The organism is Hyalangium ruber, assembly GCF_034259325.1.
In the GTDB taxonomy this organism is placed as follows: Bacteria; Myxococcota; Myxococcia; order Myxococcales; family Myxococcaceae; genus Hyalangium_A; species Hyalangium_A rubrum.
The window spans coordinates 1-17084 of sequence record NZ_JAXIVS010000025.1 but is presented as its reverse complement, the minus strand read 5'-3'; the positions used below and the strand labels follow the sequence as shown (position 1 = coordinate 17084).

Sequence of the window (17084 nt, the reverse complement as noted above, 5' to 3'; positions counted from 1 at the left end):
CCCCATGAATACGCTCACCCTGCGCGAGGACCGCTTCCTGGATGTGCTCCGGCGTCTCATCGCCTTGACGCCGAAGCTGCAGAACAACCCGGCCGGCGGGCTGGTGCCGGAGGAGCGGCTCGCCGCGCAGGTGGTGCTGGACACGCTGGCGCCGCACATCCAGAGCGGCTTCATCCAGGCCGAGTCGCTGGCGGCCTCGGGAAAGGAGGCGCGGCCCAGCCTGGTGCTCACCGTGCGTGGCACAGGCGAGGGCGCGGTGGGCTTCGTGGGCGCGCACTTCGACGTCGTCCCCGCGGACGAGAAGGGCGAGGGCTGGGAGCGCAGCCCCTTCACGCTGTGGGAGGGGCCAGGAGGCGTCCTCTACGGGCGCGGGGTGACGGACTGCCTGGGCCACGTGGCGGTGCTGACGGATCTGCTGGCGCAGCTGGCCGAGAAGGGCGTGCGCCCACGCCGCACGCTGAAGGTGGTGCTCATCGCCAACGAGGAGTCCTCGTCGCTGCCGGGGTTGGGCCTGGACTACGTGGCCGAGCAGGGACGGCTGAAGGACCTGGCCGGGCAGCCGGTGTACTGGCTGGACAGCGCGAACTTCGGGCCCACGCTGGGAACCGGGGGCATCTCGCTGTGGGAGCTGAAGGTGACGGGCGTGGGCGGGCACTCGGGAATGCCGCAGAACTGCGTCAACGCTCTGGAGCTGGGCATGGCCGCCTCGCTGGAGCTGGCCCGCTGGTTCCAAGCGCGGTTCCCGCCCACGGAGGACGAGAAGAAGTATGGCTTCCTGTCCTCGTCCAGCCTCAAATCCACGGTGGTGGAGGGCTCCAACACCAAGGAGTCGAAGATTCCCGCCGATGTCACGCTCAAGGGTGACCTGCGCCTCACGCCCTTCTACGACATGGCGGAGGTGCGCAAGGCGGTGACGGACTTCGTGCAGGAGTTGGACGCGCGCTTGGATCGCGACGAGGCGCCCGCGGGCTTCCCTCGCACCCGCACAGCGGCGGGGAAGCGCGGCTCACTGTCGTTTCGCTTCCAGGGCAACGGCATGGAGGGCATCGCCTGCCGGCTGGACTCGCCGGGCCTCCAGGCGCTGAAAGACGCGATGCAGGCGGTGCGAGGCGTGGCGCCCACGCCGTTCTCGCTCACCGGCTCGCTGCCGCTCGTGCGAGACCTGCAGCGCCAGGGCTGCGATGTGCAGATCACGGGCTTCGGGGAGATGGCGTACTACCACGCGCCGAATGAGCAGGCTCGGCTGGAGGACTTCCGACAGGGCTTCTCCATCCTCCGCGAGCTGCTCGTGCGCCTGTGAGCCTGGGTCAAAGGGGGGGAGGGTGAAGTCTGATACCGGAGTGCGTCAGCGGCTGTATTCGATCTTCGGCGGCTCGGTGGGAAACCTCATCGAGTGGTACGACTTCTACATCTACTCGGCGTTCTCGCTGTACTTCGCGAAGGCGTTCTTCCCGAGCGACAACCCGCTGGTGGAGCAGCTCAACTCGGCGGGGGTGTTCGCGCTCGGCTTCCTGATCCGCCCGATGGGCGGCTGGGTGATGGGGCTCTACGCGGACCTGCACGGACGCCGCGCGGCGCTGTCGCTGTCGGTCACGCTGATGTGCCTGGGCTCCTTCATCATCGCCGTCTGCCCGACGTACGAGCGGATTGGCGTGCTGGCGCCCACGGTGCTGATCCTGGCGAGGCTGCTCCAGGGGCTCTCGCTGGGAGGAGAGTACGGCACCAGCGCCACATACCTCAGCGAGGTGGCCACCTCCCGGCACAGGGGCTTCTACAGCTCGTTCCAGTACGTCACGCTCATCATGGGACAGCTCCTGGCGACGGTGACGTTGCTGGTGCTGCAGCGGCTGGTGCTCAGCCATGAGCAGCTCCAGGAGTGGGGCTGGAGAATCCCGTTCCTGTGCGGCGCCGCGCTGGCGGTGGTGGGCTTCTACCTGCGCCGCAACATGGTGGAGACGGAGGCCTTCCAGGCGGAGACGGCGAAGAAGACGGAGCAGCGTCCCATGAGCGAGCTGCTGCGGCACCCGAAGGAGATCGCCCTGGTCGTCGGGCTGACGCTGGGAGGCACGCTCGCCTTCTACACGTACACCGTCTACATGCAGAAGTTCCTGGTGAACTCGGTGGGGCTGACACGGGACCAGGCCACGCTCATCTCCGTCTCGTCCCTGTTCCTCTACATGCTGTTGCAGCCGGTGTTCGGGCTGCTCTCGGACAAGGTGGGCCGAAAGCCCGTGCTGATGGGGTTCGGCGTGCTGGGCACGCTCTGTACCGTGCCCCTGCTGACGACGTTGACGCAGACCCGGGACGCGTTCACCGCGTTCCTGCTGGTGATGGCGGCGCTGGTCATCCTCTCGGGCTACACCTCGATCAACGCGGTGGTGAAGGCGGAGCTGTTCCCGGCGCGCATCCGGGCCCTGGGAGTAGGGCTGCCGTATGCGCTGACGGTGTCCATCTTCGGAGGGACGGCTGAGTACGTGGGCACGTGGCTCAAGCTGTCCGGGCGCGAGACGTGGTTCTTCTGGTACGTGTCGGGCGCCATTCTCTGCTCACTGCTCATCTACACCTTCATGCGAGACACGCGGCAGCACCACCGCTTCGAGTGAAGGTGGGTGATTCAGTCCTGCAGGCGTGAGCCGGTTCCGCGAGCGTTGTAGACGAGCGCGCCCGAGCGGCCATATTCGGCGAAGACCGCGATCGCTTCATCCCGCCGCACTCCAGAGGTGACGCGGATTCCACGGGCCTCGAGCTCTGCTTTCCAGTCCGTGGGCATGGGCCCTTCGTCGAAGCCCGTGAGCGCTTCGCACTCGGGACCATCGCCGGCGAGGAGCAGGTGCTTGATGCCGGACCAGACGAGCGCGCCGTAGCACATGGTGCATGGGCGCCAGTTGACGACGAGCTCGAGCTCGCGACCCCCAGCCGAGCCCAGGTCCCAGGCCCCGAGGCGGGTCTGGGCGAGCGAGATCGCCATGACCTCCGCATGCACGGAGGAGAGGCCCGAGCTCAACACGACGTTGACGCCGATGGAGATCAATTCTCCCGTCGCGGGGTCAACGACGAGCGCGGCGAACGGCCCGCCATTGCCCTCCTTGTAATTGCGAGCGGCGAGCTTGTTGACGAGGGCGGCGCGCTCCGCGGCGGTGGGCAAGCGCGCGTTGTACGTGGGCAGCTCTTTGACGAGCCAGTCGGGCAGCTGTGCGTTTACGCGTGTGGCGAAAGGGTGTGCGTCGTTCATCATCGCTCCTGCTGAAAGCGTACGGCCCATCCCTATCAGACAGCGCGGCCAGCCGCTCGCTCTCAAGCCTCCCCTGTCTCATGGCCGAACACCTCGGCGGGATTCTGCGCGGCCGGACCCGCCGGAGCCTTCTTGACGAGCGACCGCTTCCATCGGCCCGAGAAGTAGTACGCCATGCTGACGCTCAACGACACGACGAAGCTCAGCGCCAGCGCGTACCAGACCCCCTTCACGTTGCCCATGTGCCGAGAGAGCCAGTAGGCGACGGGGACGCGTATCACCCAGAGGCTGATGAGCGAGAACACAGTCGTCGTCAGGGTGTGGCCCGCACCGTTGATGATCCCGTTGCTGACGAAGAGGAGGCCGAAGAAGACGTAGGAGGCCCCGACGATGTGCAGGTACGAGACGCCCAACTCGAGGACCGAGGCGTCCGTGACGAAGATCCGCAGCAGTGCATCAGGGAACGCCACGGCCACCGCCGAGATGAGGAGCGTGGCTCCACCGCTGAAGAGGCAACCCCAGAGGAAGATCTCCTTGACGCGATGGTGGTGGCCCGCCCCCAGGTTCTGTCCCGCGAGGGTCGAGATCGCCATCCCGAACGTCATGGCGGGCATGAAGGCGATCTGATCGATCCGAGAGGCAGCACCAAAGGCGGCAGTGGCCTCTTCCCCAAAGCCGTTGACGATGCCGGTGACGAGCACCATGCCGATCGAGATGAAGGATTGCTGCACGGCCGAGGGCAGACCGATCCGCAGCATCGTCCCGGTCGTTGGCCCCAGGTGACTCAGGCGCGGCAAGGCCGGAGCCACGGGTGACTTCTTCGCTCGGAGCCAGACGACCAGGGCCACGAGCACTCCGATCTGGGAGATCAGCGTGGCCCACGCGGTGCCGTTCAGGCCGAGCTTCGGGAAGCCCAGCCAGCCGAGCATCAGCAGTGGGTCGAGGATCGTGGCGAAGAGGACCGAGACGAGCTGGAAGTAGAGGGGCGTCTTCGAGTCGCCCACACCTTGGAGGAGGCTCCGGAGCAGGAACAACCCGAAGCCGAAGGGCAGCGAGAGCAGGAAGATCCGCAGATAGCTCACGGACGCGTCGAAGATATCCGCGGGCGTGTCCATGGCGCGCAGGATGCTCGGGGCGAACAGCTCTCCCAGTGCGGTGAGGACGATCGCCAGGGAGTAGATGATCAAGGTGGAGCTATCGACGACCTTGCGCACCTCGTCCATCCGCCTGGCGCCATAGTTCTGCGACACGAGGATGCTGGTGGCCATCGTGAGTCCCATCCCGATGGCGAACAGGAAGAAGATGACGGGGAAGCTCACCGTCACCGTGGCCAGCGCCGGGGTGCCGAGGAACTGCCCCACCCAGATGGCGTTGATGAAGCTGTGGGCCGTCTGGAGGAAGCTCCCCAGGAGCATGGGGATGGAGAAGGCGACCATGTGCCGGGGGATGCTGCCGGTGGTCAGATCGCGTCCAAAGCCGGGTTTCATATGTCGCACCTGTCAGTTGAACAGCGGCCCGCACCCGATGGTGGACCATGGAAGGAACTGACAAGCAACATGTCGAACCGCGAGCACAGCGAGGGTGACGTCGTCTTTTTCGGGTTCAGGCGCCCCTCGGCACCTGTCCCCTAGGTAACGGACACGAGGGGTGCGCGACAAGGCCTTTCATCGCCGCGAGCGCTCAAGGGCAGGAGCGGTCCCACCCCAAAGCGCCCGCGGCTCTCTCTGGCGGAGAGGCTTGAGCGGCGATGGTCAGCAGCCCACGAAGCCCTGGCAGTAGGGGACGATGCCCAGCTCGTTCTGGACGGAGCCCAGCGGAGCGAAGGCGAAGTGCCACGGGTTGGAGCCCGCGCCCCACATCAGGCCCGTGAGCCAGGCGTTGTTTCCCGACAGGATGTACACGGGTGAGCCGCTGTCACCGCCGGCCCCATTCTGCTGGGGACTGGTGGCGATGTAGTTGCAGAAGTAGGTGTGCGCCCCGCCACCCGAGTTGACCGTGGCACACGCCCACTCGATGGTGCCACTGGTGGTGCCGCTGGTGCGGCCCGTCTTGTGGACGACCTGCCCTTGCGAGGGGTAGAGCACCTTGCCGGGCACATTCAGCCAACTGGAGATGCCCAGGTTGAAGGCGCCGGGCGTCATCGCCACGAGCGGGTTGACCGTCGTGCTGGTGCTGAAGAAGGCGCTGTCGCTGTAGCGGCAGATGCGCCCCGCCGGGCAGCTGCCTCCGCTGCTGTAATACGGGTCGGAGATCTCCGTGCCGGCATGGTCGGGGTAGACGGCCTGATAGGCGGGCGTGTACTCGACGCCACCCTGGGTCTGGGTGCAGTGCGAGTTGGTCACGAAGCCGAGCGTGCCGCCCTGGAGCGCAGCGAAGCCGAGGGTGCAGTATTTGCCCGGCGTTTCAATCTGGATCCCTCCGGTGATGGGCCGCCAGGCACCCTGCACGTTCGCCGGGAGGACGGGGCCCACCTCGACGATGTCGAAGGCGTCGCGCGCCACACCCAGCCGATCGATGGCCTTCTCGATGCCCGGCCGCGCCGCCGCGCGCTCGATGCCAATGGCGACGCGGTTCGTCTTCTCATCCACGTCCGTGAGCACGACGCCCGCCTGGGACAGAACGTCGGGGGTGATGCGCTCTTGCAGCGCCTTGAGCTGCGCGAAGGTGCGGGTCGCCGGCTCCATCACCATTCCCTCCGCCGGTACCTTCTCCTTCCCGAACACCGAGGTGATGGCGCGCTCGGCGGCGAGGGCTGCGGAGGCGGGCGCCGTGTGGACCATGCGCACGACGAGCCGGCCCTTCTCGTCGTAGTACATGCCCCCGAAGCCAGGGACGTCGGCCTCGACCTGCAGGAGCGCATCATCCAGCGTCCTGTTCCGCGCGGGACTGAAGGGCGCGTTCGTCCGCACATCCGCCTCACGGGAGACCGGCGCTACCGCTTCCTCCCGCTCGAGGGTTCCGTTACAGCCCACCAGCCCCAGCATGGCTCCAGATACCGCCACGCGAAGGATGCTCTGCTTCGACATATGCACTCTCCTCGGGAAACGAGTGATGCCCACGGCGCCAGCCTTGGGGGCTGGCCGGGCGGAGGCACTCTACCGTCGGAGTGGGTCATTTTTTCTGGTGGTGTCAGCGCTTGAACGTAGGACCTGCGACCGAGCGACTTGGGCTCAGCTCTCCAGGTCGGGGCAGGTCAGGGGATGAGCTCGGGGGGGATCTGCTTGTGGAGGACGATGCGGTTGAGATAGCCAATCTCATCATTCAGGAAGGCAGAAGAGCCGACCAGATAGCCCTCGGCGACGAGGATGTTGGAGACGAGATCCGAAGAGGTCGGGCGCAGGTTGTAGACCTTGCCGTAGTGGGTGGTCTTCTCAATGCTGACGAGGGGGTCGCGGGTGCCCTCCATCGTCAGGAGCTCATCGCCCACCTTCAACGTCTGAGCCGAAACCATGCGGCCCTCGCTATTGATGATGGCGTGCTCCTCGGTGACCCGCAGCAAGCCGCCGGAGGCAGTGCGCAGCTCGAGGATGGAGTGAGTGCTGTCCCGGAAGTCCGCGGTGTAGCTATAGGTCTGATTCTGCTGAAGCCGAACGGTGTCGAGAGTGGAGTTGGGCGTCAGGGTGACGAGGTCCTCTCGGAGGGACTTGACCGCATCGACGATGGGCATCGAGCCATCCGAGAAGAGCACCTTCTGCTCCGGAGTGAAGGAGGCGTTCTCGCAGTAGCCATTGAGGAAGAAGTTATAGCCGGTGGCAGGCTGGGTGCCGTTGCGGTCCAGGTAGAGCGTGCAGTTGGTCAGCGTGGGGTGAGGGAAGAGCTGGCGATTGCCGGTGCTGTAGATGTCGTAGCTGCTGCCGAAGATAGGATAGAGGGGGCGAGCCTTCTTCCGGGCTGCACTCCGCAACCACGACTTGAAGCCAGCGCCATCTGTGTACTGGTTGGTCGGGCCGGAGAGGAAGAGCTTGCTGACGAAGGAGAAGTTGACATCGTATGAGTCACTCTGGCCCGTGTAACAGTTCTGGCCCGACCAGTTGCTGCTGGGGTCGGCCTCCGTGTATTCGATGAGGTTACCGGCATTGTTTGCCGAAGGCATACCGGTGTCCCAACCCAGGCTGGGGTAGACGACGTGCAGCGTTAGCGCGCACCGGCGGGCCCAGTGGACGCGCGCCTCGGCTCCCGCAGCGTCCAGGCCGTCAGCGGTGCAGCGCTGCAACAGAATGGGCTGAGCACCGGCAAGCGCTGGCAGGACCAGCGACGCATAGAGCATGGCCTGAACAACAGATCTTGCTGCCATCTCACGACTCCTTCGTTGGAGGTAGAACGTGGGTTCTGACCGTCATGACGGGGCACGGCGAACACTGAGACTCAGGGCTCCTGAAACTCGCGGCTCCGGTAGTTGAGGCGCACGGCCTCGATCTGCCCGTGGAGCAGCGGATCCTGGAAGACGCAAGTCGCGGCGGGCTGGCCACAAACCTTTGGCACCATATTGGTGCGAATCGCGGAGATCAGCAGATCGCTCATCTCGTTGGTCCCGAAGGTCGCGTTCCGCACGTGGATGAAGCGCGAGAGCGCCAGCGGGGTAATCCAAGACGTAGTGGTGGCGGACACCGGATAGATGTCGACGCCGAACCCATCCACCTGAAGCAGAGGGGTCTCATTGTACGGGAAGGGACGCTGCGGAAGCACGCCACTGTTCAGGTAGATGTCTACATTCTGGCGCTGGGGCCAGCCCACCAGCGAGCCGGAGTTGCCTTGGCCCTGCTCATTGAGCCCCGAGTCGAGCGAGGTGAAATACCCCGCGAGCATCCGGTTCGGGTAGTCCTGGGAGGGGAAGTCATACGGGAAGTCTTGAGGATTCGAGGCATTGATCGCCGCCTGAGCGGCGAAGACCCCGGGCGTGCCGGTGAGGGCCTCGACGATGGGGGCATAGGCCGCCAGCTTCTCACGCAGGATCTCATCGCTGGGCAGGCTTCCCGTGCAGGCACTCTGCCACTTGCCCCGGATTGTCTCGAAGGTCTCCCCGAAGCTCAGGTTCACGAAACGAACGTTGTGCTCGTTCATGATGCGCACCAGCTCACTGGCCGCGTGCTCGGACTTGTCGAGCAGCGCCTCGTGACTCGCACCTGTGGCATCGCAGAACTCCGTGGGAGCGATTCCATGCAGGGTGGGCCGATCCAGCACCACGATGGGCTGGCGGGGGTTGGCCTCGATGAGCAGGGAGAAGACGATGCTCCCGTGCCCGAAGTTATCCAGGTTCAGGTAGCCGAAGGACTCGTAGAGCGGAGCACTGAGCGGCCTCAGCGACTCGGCGGGAATGAGATCAGGCTCAGCGAACGACTTGAGCGTGTTGGAAAGCGCTGGCGGCACGTTCCAGCTAAACAGGACTGCGCCAATGTCTCCCCCTGCTTGGGCCCTCAGGTACTCCTTGATACGGTTCTTGTAGCGGATGGCGCGCAGGGGCAACTTCGGGAACTCATCCACGATCAAGATGGCCTCGCCCGCATTGGGGGCCATGTTGAAGTCGTTGGGATTGTAGAGAAAGGGCCGCGACTGGCAGATCGAGCTTGACGGATTCTCGGTGCAGATCTGCTTGTGCCTGCTGATCTGACCGAGCGCATCCGTGATCTTCTGCTGCAGCGAGAGCACGCCGACTGACTCCGCGGCTGACTCGGCGGGCTGCTCATTCTGAGGAAGAAGGAAGTCTTCGCCACCACACCCGACGAGACCAAAGAAGGACACCAGGACTGCCCGCAGGGACGAACGAGACATGAGTGTTTCTCGCCTAGAAAGGGAGGCTACCATTGCCAAGTGTTCTGATAACATCTCAGAACCAGCAATAACTGGCAAGTCAGAAAAGACGGAAAATCAATCTAATCGTGAATGGAGATCAACTCACGGCGAGACGTACTGGCGACTCCAGTAGCCGAGACGCACGGCCTCGATTTGCCCGTGGAGCAAGGGATCCTGATAGACGCAGGCCTCGCTGGACTGACCACATGCCGCGGGCACCATCTGGCCGCGAATCTCAGAAATCAACGCATCATCCATCGTGCGACTCTCAAAGCTTGAGTATCGCAAGTGGATGAAGCGCGAGAGCGCCAGTGGCGCGATCCAGGAGGTGGCAGTGGAGGCGATCGGATAGATGTCGACACCGAACCCATCCACCTGAAGCAGAGGGGTCCGATTGTGAGGGAAGGGGCGCTGCGGAAGCACGCCACTGTTCAGGTAGATGTCTACATTCTGGCGCTCGGGCCAGCCCACCAGCGAGCCGGAGTCGCCTTGGCCCTGAGCGTCGAGCCCTGAGTCGAGCGAGGTGAAGAAGCCGGCGAGTACCCGATTCGGGTAGTCCTGGGAGGGGAAGTCATATGGGAAGTCTCGAGGATTCGAGGCATCGATCGCCGCTTGAGCGGCGAAGACCCCGGGCGTGCCGGTGAGGGCCTTGACGATGGGGGCATAGGCCGCCAGCTTCTCACGTAGGAGCTCATCGCTGGGCAGGCTCCCCGTACAGACGGTCTGCCAGCTGCCTTGAATCGTCTCGAGGGTTTCCCCGAAGCTTACGTTCACGAAGCGGACGTTGTGCTCGCGCATGATGCGCACCAGCTCACTGGCCGCGTGCTCGGACTTGTCGAACAGCGCCGGGTGACTCGCACCCGTGGCATCACAGAACTCCGCGAGAGCGATTCCATGCAAGGTGGGCCGATCCAGCACCACGATGGGTTGGCGGGGGTTGGCCTCGATGAGCAGGGAGAAGACGATGCTCCCGTGTCCGACGTTTTCGGCCCCTGGGGGGAAGGCTCTGTGAAGGGGCTCACTGAGCTTTCGGAGCGCCGCGGCGGGAATGAGATCAGGGGTAGCGAACTGCTTGAGCACGGAGAAGAGCGTGGCCTGCATGCTCCAGTCGAACTGGACTGGGCGGATGTCTCCTCCCGCCTCGGCTCTCAGGTACCCCTTGAGACGGTTCTGGTAACGAACGGTCCGGAGGGGCAGCTTCGAGAACTCATCCACGATCAGGATGGCCTCATCCGTGGCGTGAGCCATGTTGAACTGAGTGGCGGGATCGAAGCGAAAGGCCTGCGGCTGGCAGGACGGGGCTGTGGGCTCCCGAATGCAGGTGCTTCTTTGCTCCTCAATGGCAGTCAGAGCGCTACCCATCTGCTTCTCGAGCGAGGTCTCTCCTTCGCCCGGATCAGGAGGGTCGGGAATCGGGGGTGGTTCTTCACCACCGCACCCGGCGAGGCCGAGGAAGACCACCAGGACCGAGAGAACGCACGAGCGGGACATGAGCTCACTCGCCGAGCAGTGAGGAGGTGATGGCGACAGCGCGCTGGCGGCCAAACTTGACATTGAGGCGGAAGAACAGGGCGTCGTCGTAGACCTTCCGGACGTGGGCTGGCAGTTGGGGCGTGTAGCCCAGCTGCTGCATGACCTTCATGTCCGCGCTGGACAGGAAGTCCTCTCCCACCACATCGATGTATGCGGTGAGCACATCATAGAGATCCTCGCGGCGTCCTTTCTTGAAGCCTTCGGAGTCAGCGCTGAGCAGGGCGAACTGCTGGGCGAGCTGGCTGGCGGTGCTCATGAGCGGCTCATGGTTGCCCTGGCTCGAGGTCGCCTTCAGCACGTCGATCGAGAAATAGCGGGCCTCGGCCTGGAACTCACCGAAGGCCTCTTGCGCGAAGGTGAAGTCCGTCAGGGACTTCGAGGCAATGGCCACGCCGTGGGGGCTCTCGAGGATCTTCTTCACGTGGCGCTCGCGCTCGACGCGCTGGTTGTACAGCCCCTGGACGGCCTTCATCTCACGATAGCTGCCGAGGACTTGCTCCAGGTCTTGCTTGGAGAAGCCGCCGATACTGTCTTGCACGGCGGGGTTCGGCAGTTGCTCCAGCCGCTGCTGGGCGAGCTCCGTGGCCTTGCCATCCAGGCGAGCGCGCGCCTGCGCGGGGATGCCCGTGGCGTGCTCGACGCCGGGGTCTGGTGCCTTGGGGGATGCCGGGGAGGCCCCCGCGGGCCGGGCCTCGGCCTGGGACTTCGAGTGCTCCGCTGGGGGGCCAGAGGGCTGCTTGTCGGGCAGCCATAACAAGACGGCGCCAAGCGCAACGAGAGAGGCGACGACCGCCACCAGGATGCCGAGCCACTGCCGCTTGCTGGATGCCATGGGAGACCTTTGGGAAAAGAGCGCTGCCGACGAGGCGCTCCCCGAAGGGAATCGCGCTCGTCGGCAGCAGAACCCGAGCAGGACTACTTGCGGACAGCGATGGAGCCGACCTCGCGAGCCAGCTGGTTCTGCCAGGCCAGGTCGCCGACGAGGACGCCCTCGGCTGCGATGAAGTGTCCCGACTTGTCGGAGGCGCCGACCTCGAAGTTGAACACCTCGTCCTGGGTGAACTCGAAGTCGAGTCCCGTCACCTTCACGAGCGAGCCGTCGAGGGCTACGAACTCAGCGCCGACATCGACGGAGTGGGCAGCGACGACGCGGCCATCGCTCAGGAGCATGCCGTGGTGCTGGGTGACCTTGAGGATGTGGCCGTTGTCGAGCTTGAAGACGTGGAGAGCGGGACCCTCCTTGCCGCGGGTGAGCGCCTTGAGGGGCTTGATGCTCATGGAGGGGCTGCTGAGAGAGACGCCCTCGTTGAGAGACATGAGGCTCATGCCACTCTTGATGTCCTTGGCCTTGGTCCAGAGGGCGGCGCCGCGCTCATCCTGAGTGAGGATGGAGGTCTCGGCCTCGAAGCAACCGCACTTGCAGATGGCCTGGATGGTGTCGTAGCGGTCGATGACCGGGTAGTACCCGTTGGCGCGACCCCAGTTGTAAGCGTCCACGGTGATGAGGCCAATGAGGTAGGCGTAGTCCAGCTCCCCGTTGCAGAAGCTGACGGTGTTACCACCCACACAGCGCCCCGTGTTGTCGCTTACGTTCGCCAGGGTCTGGAACGTGGCCAGGGACATGGCGCTCTGAGCGGTCACCTCCTCGGGGGTGGTCGAGGGGTTGTTCTGCTCGTCAGGGTTTGCCATTTCGCCGCAGCCCACGGCCGAGAACGCCATGGTCAGAAGGACAGTGCTCATGATGCCGAAAGACTTCATTGAGGCCTCCGCTTTCTTGGTGTGCCCGCGATGAGTGGCTTGCCTGTGCAGAGGCTGCCACGACTTGGGCGGGGCATAGCTTCTCTAAAACCGGATTCTCCAGTCAAGACGGAAAGTGAAGAAAAATTAGCACAAGGGGTGTGTGAAGGAATCGGAGGCAAGGAGAGCCAGGGACTCTCCTCACCTCCCGGTACTTCTCAGCCGGCGAGGCGTCGGCTGAGCCTCAGCGGCTCAGGGAATGAGCTCTGGGGGCACTTGCTTGTGCATGATGATGCGGTTGATGTAGCCCACATCATCATTCTGGTAGGAGGAGGAGCCGACGAGATAGCCCTCGGCGATGACGATGTTGGAGACGAGGTCCGTCGAGACCGGGCGCAGGTTGTAGACCTTGCCGAAGTAGGTGGTCCTCTCGACGCTGGTGATGGGATCCGGAGTGCCATCCGCCTTCAGCAGTTCATCCCCCTCCTTCAGCGTCTGCGCCTGCACGATGCGGCCCTGGCTGTTGAGGACAGCGTGCTCCGTAGTGACGCGCAGCAATCCCCCAGAGGCGGTGCGCAGCTCGATGATGGGGTGAGTGCTGTCCCGGAACTCCGCGGTGTAGCTGTAGGTCTTGTTCTGCTGGAGCTGGATGTTGTCGAGCGAGGAATCTGGCGTCAGCGTGACGAGATCCTCGCGGCGATCCTCGAGCGCCTCAAGGATGGGCTTGTACCCATCCGTGAAGAGCAGAGCCTGGTCCGGGGTATAGCAGGAGGCCTCGCAGTAGCCGTTGATGTAGAAGGAGTGGGCGGTGGCCGGCTGGGTGCCGTTGCGGTCCAGATAGAGCCTGCAGTCCGCCAGCGTGGGGTGGGGGAAGAGCTGGAGGTTGCTGGGGCTGTAGATGTCGTACTGGCTGCCGAAGGTGGGGTAGAGCGGGCGGGGCTTCTTCCGGGTCGCCGGACGCAGCCACGACTTGAAGCCCGCGCCATCCGTGAACTGGTTGGTGATGCCGCTGAGGTAGATCTTGTTGACGAAGGAGCTGTTGACCTCGTAGGCGTCGGCCTGACCGGTGTAGCAGTTCTGCCCGGACCAGTTGGCGCCCAGGTCTGCCTCGATGTACTCCATGAGGTTGCCAGCGTTGTTGGACGACGGGATGCCCGTATCGAAGCCCTGCGCGGGGCTCATGACGTGCTGGTTCAAAGCACAACGGCGGGCCCAGTGGACACGGGACTCGGCGGCGGCATTGTCCAGGTTGTCGAGGCTGCAGCGCTGCTGGAGAATAGGCTGAGCACTGGCAACCGCTGGTACGAGAAGCGATGCGTAAAGCACGGCCTGAGCGACAGTTCTCCCTGTCATTTCACAACTCCTTGGCGGTGTATGGCGGCGGGTTGATGGGTGATGGGCCAGAAAACCCACGTCTCGTCAGCCCATCGCCCAACATGCCATACTAACAGTCTCTAATTTTTCACTCCAGGAAAACCAGATCGCCCCTATTTATCCTGGAAAGCTGTAATTCTTCCGTAAAACAGACATGACTTGCCCAGGCCGTGCGAAGTCTCCGCTGAGCCAGACACGGGACGCCGGCGCAGCGAGTGTCGGGTGCATGACAAAATGTGGTTGATCCGATTTTGACGTGGCCTGGAAGGACCGTTTAGTGACAGTATTCCTGTTATGCGTGCTTTCCGTGCGTTTGCCTTGGCCGCCGCTCTGCTGTCGCTCCCTGCCTGCGGTCTGGTGGGTTCTGGAGATGAATCGCAGGGGGCTGGCGCGAATAGCGGCCACCTCAACGATGCCGACGCTTGCCCGCCCGAATCCCCGGTCGTCACGGTCCGCTTGAATGACTACAACCTGTTCTTGCTCGGGGACTACAACCTGGGCACGGACGTGGAGGGCAAGGTCGCGGCGGCTGGCAACATCACCATGGACAACTTCTCGGTGGGCTGGAGGCTGCCGGCCACGGACATCGCCAACACGCTGGTGGCGGGCGGCAACCTGACGCTCACCAATGGCGGCGTTTGGGGTGACACGTGGCACGGAGGCAGCTACAGCGCCGACCCGTCAGTGGTCTACCCGCGCGGGACTGTGACGCAGGGCTCGCCCATCGACTTTACCGCCCGCGCAGCCCAACTGCTCAGCCTGTCCACACAGCTGGCCGGCCTGACGGCCAACGGCACCACGACGCGCGAGAATTGGGGCGGACTCATGCTGCGCGGCACGGATGCGCAGCGGAACGTCTTCGACGTGAACGCCAGTGACTTCACCGGCGCCGCGCTGTGGTCCATCGAAGCGCCGGCCGGCTCCTTCGTGGTGGTCAACATCCGCGGTTCCTCGGCCACCTTCGGCGGCTTCGCCACCCAGTTCGGCGGAGGCATCGACCAGCACGGCGTGCTCTACAACTTCGTGGACACCACCAGCATCACCGCCCAGGGCTTCGGCTTCTGGGGCACGGTGCTGGCGCCCCGCGCTGACATCCACTTCACCAACGGCAGCTTCGATGGCGGCATCTACGCCAGGTCGCTGACGGGCAACGCCGAGGGCCACCTCAACCTGCTGGATGAGCACAGCATCTGCCAGGCGCCGCCGACTCCTCCTCCGGGTACGCCCGACGGCGGCAATGACGGGGGGACGCCCGACGGCGGCAATGGCGGGGGGACGCCCGACGGCGGCAATGGTGGTGGTACGCCTGACGGCGGCAATGGTGGTCATGATGGCGGTTGCCCCAACGATGACCACGGCCACGGTGGTGGCGGCCACGGTGGTGGCGGCCACGGTGGTGGCGGCGGCGGTCACCACGATGGTGACGGTTGCCCCAACGGTGGCCACGGTGGTGGCGGCCACGGTGGTGGCGGCCACGGTGGTGGTGGCGGTCACCACGGTGGTGACGGTTGCCCCAACGATGACCACGGTCACGGCGGTGGCGGTGGAGGCCACGGCGGTGGAGGCCACGGCGGTGGAGGCCACGGTGGTGGTGGCGGTCACCACGATGGTGACGGTTGCCCCAACGATGGTCACGGCGGTGGAGGCCACGGCGGTGGAGGCCACGGCGGTGGCGGTGGAGGTGGAGGCCACGGTGGTGGCGGCCACGGCGGCGGCGGTGGTGGAGGCCATGGCGGCGGCGGCGGTGGCGGCCACGGCGGTGGAGGCCGCGGCGGCAACGGTGGTGGAGGCCGCGGCGGCAACGACTGAGGTTAGGGTCTCTCTGGCAGCCTCATAACGATAGGAGAAATGGAGGCCTATCGGCGGGGTGCTGCCCAGGGCCCAGCGGGGAAGGAGTGCTGTGGAGTGGCAGTACGTTCGCGGGCATGTGGGGGCGCCGGACAATCTCCCCACCCCTGAGGTAGGGTAGCTCCGAGCAACTGGAACTGCTCCTATCCCAGGCGGACTCACCGCGGATGATGCCCTTGCTGAAGCTGGAACCCTCCTGGCTGCCTCCAGGTACCCAGGTGGGGCCGTGGAAGGTGAAGGGCTATCACGCCGGAGGCTCGTTCGGAGCCGTGTTCCGCGCCGTGTTGGCGGGGCGGGAGCATCGCGGTGCAGTGGTCCTCAAGGTGGCCTGGTTTCCCTTCGACCCTCGCTTCCCCCGGGAGGCGAAGCTGCTCTCGCTCAGCCAGCACCCCAGCGTGCCGAAGTTGCTGGCGAGTGGAGAGTGGCAACACCCCAGCGGCGCCGTCTATCCGTACCTGGTCATGGAGTGGGTGGAGGGCCTGCCGCTCTACGAGTGGCCCGAGAGGAGCAATCCTTCCTCCCAGGAAACGAGCCGGGTGCTGGCGCAGGTCGCACGGGCACTGGAGGCCACGCATGCGGCAGGTGGGCTGCACCGCGATGTCAAAGGCGCCAATATCCTGGTGAGCTCCTCTTCGCACCGAGTCTTCCTCATCGACTACGGCGCGGGCACCTACGCGGGCGCACCCCCGGTGACGCGAGACGGCCTGCCACCGGGAACCGACAAATATCGCAGTCCCGAAACCTGGGAGTTCGAGCTGCATCGCCCCAGAAACGCCCCCGCCACCTATCAGGCCCAGCCGGCGGATGATGTGTTTGCCCTGGGAGTGAGCGCCTACCGTCTGGTCACGGGCCAGTATCTCCCGCCTGTGGACGTGCGCGAGGAGGCGGGTGGGGGCTTGCGCCTGAACTGGACTCCGCCCCGGCCGCCGCAAGAACTCAACCCCCGGGTGGCTCCGGAACTGGATGCCCTCATCCTCCGCATGCTCGCGGCGCGGCCCGACGAGCGTCCCTCCGCGGGCGAGCTGGCCAAAGCCCTGGAGACAGCCGCCAGGAATCCAGCTTCAGGCGCGGACCTGCCTCTTTTCGCTCGTAAGGAATGGGAGCATTCCGCGAAATGCGAGGAGGCTGACGGTCCCTCCGGATGGTCGCTTACACGGGCTCGTGTGCCGGCATGGATGCTTGCGTGCGCGGTGCTCGTGGGAAGCGTGGGCGCAGTGACAGTCGGATGGACACTGCGGCATGCGCGGGAAGACGCTGCTCAGCACACAACGAGCGAAGAGCTGGGGGGCCGCGATCCTATAGGGCTCGGCGACACCAGCCTGACGGGACCTGCGGCCCAAGGAGAGGAGCCTGCCGGCCAGGAGCGCTTGGGGCGGCCCTTGCCCGAGCAACCGCTCAAAGGCCAGCGGCGCGCGCCCCATTGTCGTCCTCCTGTGGAGTTCAGCGTAAGTCCTCGCCGTGCCCCGTCCCGACACGGAGCTGCCCCGTCCTTGGCCGCACGGAGGGAGAGGTGGTCAGCCCTGGGCCTTCGGCAGCGTGACGGTGCCCGGGTTCTCGATGGCAGCGAGCG

General features: G+C 65.0%; 13 protein-coding genes. 4 read left to right on the top strand and 9 right to left on the bottom strand.

Annotated elements, in window-relative coordinates; genetic code table 11:
- Nucleotides 1-4 precede the first annotated feature (4 nt).
- Nucleotides 5-1300 (top strand): M20/M25/M40 family metallo-hydrolase, encoded by a 1296-nt coding sequence (locus SYV04_RS41480; RefSeq protein ID WP_321551643.1) that lies wholly within the window; start codon nt 5-7, stop codon nt 1298-1300.
- A 22-nt stretch (nt 1301-1322) separates the two neighbouring features.
- Nucleotides 1323-2603: an MFS transporter gene (locus tag SYV04_RS41475; RefSeq protein ID WP_321551642.1), complete on the top strand. Its 1281-nt coding sequence runs from the start codon at nt 1323-1325 to the stop codon at nt 2601-2603.
- An 11-nt stretch (nt 2604-2614) separates the two neighbouring features.
- Here the strand turns inward: SYV04_RS41475 and SYV04_RS41470 are convergent, their stop codons facing one another.
- The 9 genes from SYV04_RS41470 to SYV04_RS41430 form a co-directional block, all read right to left on the bottom strand.
- The gene (locus SYV04_RS41470) at nt 2615-3232 is read right to left on the bottom strand and encodes a nucleoside deaminase (protein ID WP_321551641.1); all 618 of its coding nucleotides are present in this window, start codon (nt 3230-3232) and stop codon (nt 2615-2617) included.
- 62 nt (nt 3233-3294) lie between these two features.
- Entirely contained in the window at nt 3295-4719 is a 1425-nt protein-coding gene (locus tag SYV04_RS41465) for an MATE family efflux transporter (protein WP_321551640.1), read from the bottom strand.
- Between the two features lie 264 nt (nt 4720-4983).
- Nucleotides 4984-6258 (bottom strand): chymotrypsin family serine protease, encoded by a 1275-nt coding sequence (locus tag SYV04_RS41460; RefSeq protein WP_321551639.1) that lies wholly within the window; start codon nt 6256-6258, stop codon nt 4984-4986.
- Nucleotides 6259-6425: 167 nt separating this feature from the next.
- On the bottom strand, nt 6426-7526 hold the full coding sequence (locus SYV04_RS41455) for a Hint domain-containing protein (protein ID WP_321551638.1): 1101 nt from the start codon (nt 7524-7526) through the stop codon (nt 6426-6428).
- Nucleotides 7527-7597: 71 nt separating this feature from the next.
- The gene (locus SYV04_RS41450) at nt 7598-9001 is read right to left on the bottom strand and encodes a hypothetical protein (RefSeq protein WP_321551637.1); all 1404 of its coding nucleotides are present in this window, start codon (nt 8999-9001) and stop codon (nt 7598-7600) included.
- A gap of 123 nt (nt 9002-9124) precedes the next feature.
- Nucleotides 9125-10270, bottom strand: a complete 1146-nt coding sequence (locus SYV04_RS41445; RefSeq protein WP_321551636.1) for a hypothetical protein — start codon at nt 10268-10270, stop codon at nt 9125-9127.
- Between the two features lie 247 nt (nt 10271-10517).
- Nucleotides 10518-11387 (bottom strand): hypothetical protein, encoded by an 870-nt coding sequence (locus SYV04_RS41440; protein WP_321551635.1) that lies wholly within the window; start codon nt 11385-11387, stop codon nt 10518-10520.
- 83 nt (nt 11388-11470) lie between these two features.
- The gene (locus SYV04_RS41435) at nt 11471-12295 is read right to left on the bottom strand and encodes a Hint domain-containing protein (protein WP_321551634.1); all 825 of its coding nucleotides are present in this window, start codon (nt 12293-12295) and stop codon (nt 11471-11473) included.
- Nucleotides 12296-12544: 249 nt separating this feature from the next.
- A complete protein-coding gene (locus tag SYV04_RS41430; RefSeq protein WP_321551633.1) occupies nt 12545-13474 on the bottom strand; it encodes a Hint domain-containing protein in 930 nt (309 codons plus the stop codon).
- Nucleotides 13475-14122: 648 nt separating this feature from the next.
- Between SYV04_RS41430 and SYV04_RS41425 the strand changes: the two genes are divergently transcribed.
- Nucleotides 14123-15475, top strand: a complete 1353-nt coding sequence (locus SYV04_RS41425; protein ID WP_321551632.1) for a choice-of-anchor A family protein — start codon at nt 14123-14125, stop codon at nt 15473-15475.
- A 308-nt stretch (nt 15476-15783) separates the two neighbouring features.
- A partial coding sequence (locus SYV04_RS41420) for a serine/threonine-protein kinase (protein ID WP_321551631.1) occupies nt 15784-17084 on the top strand: 1301 nt, incomplete at its 3' end.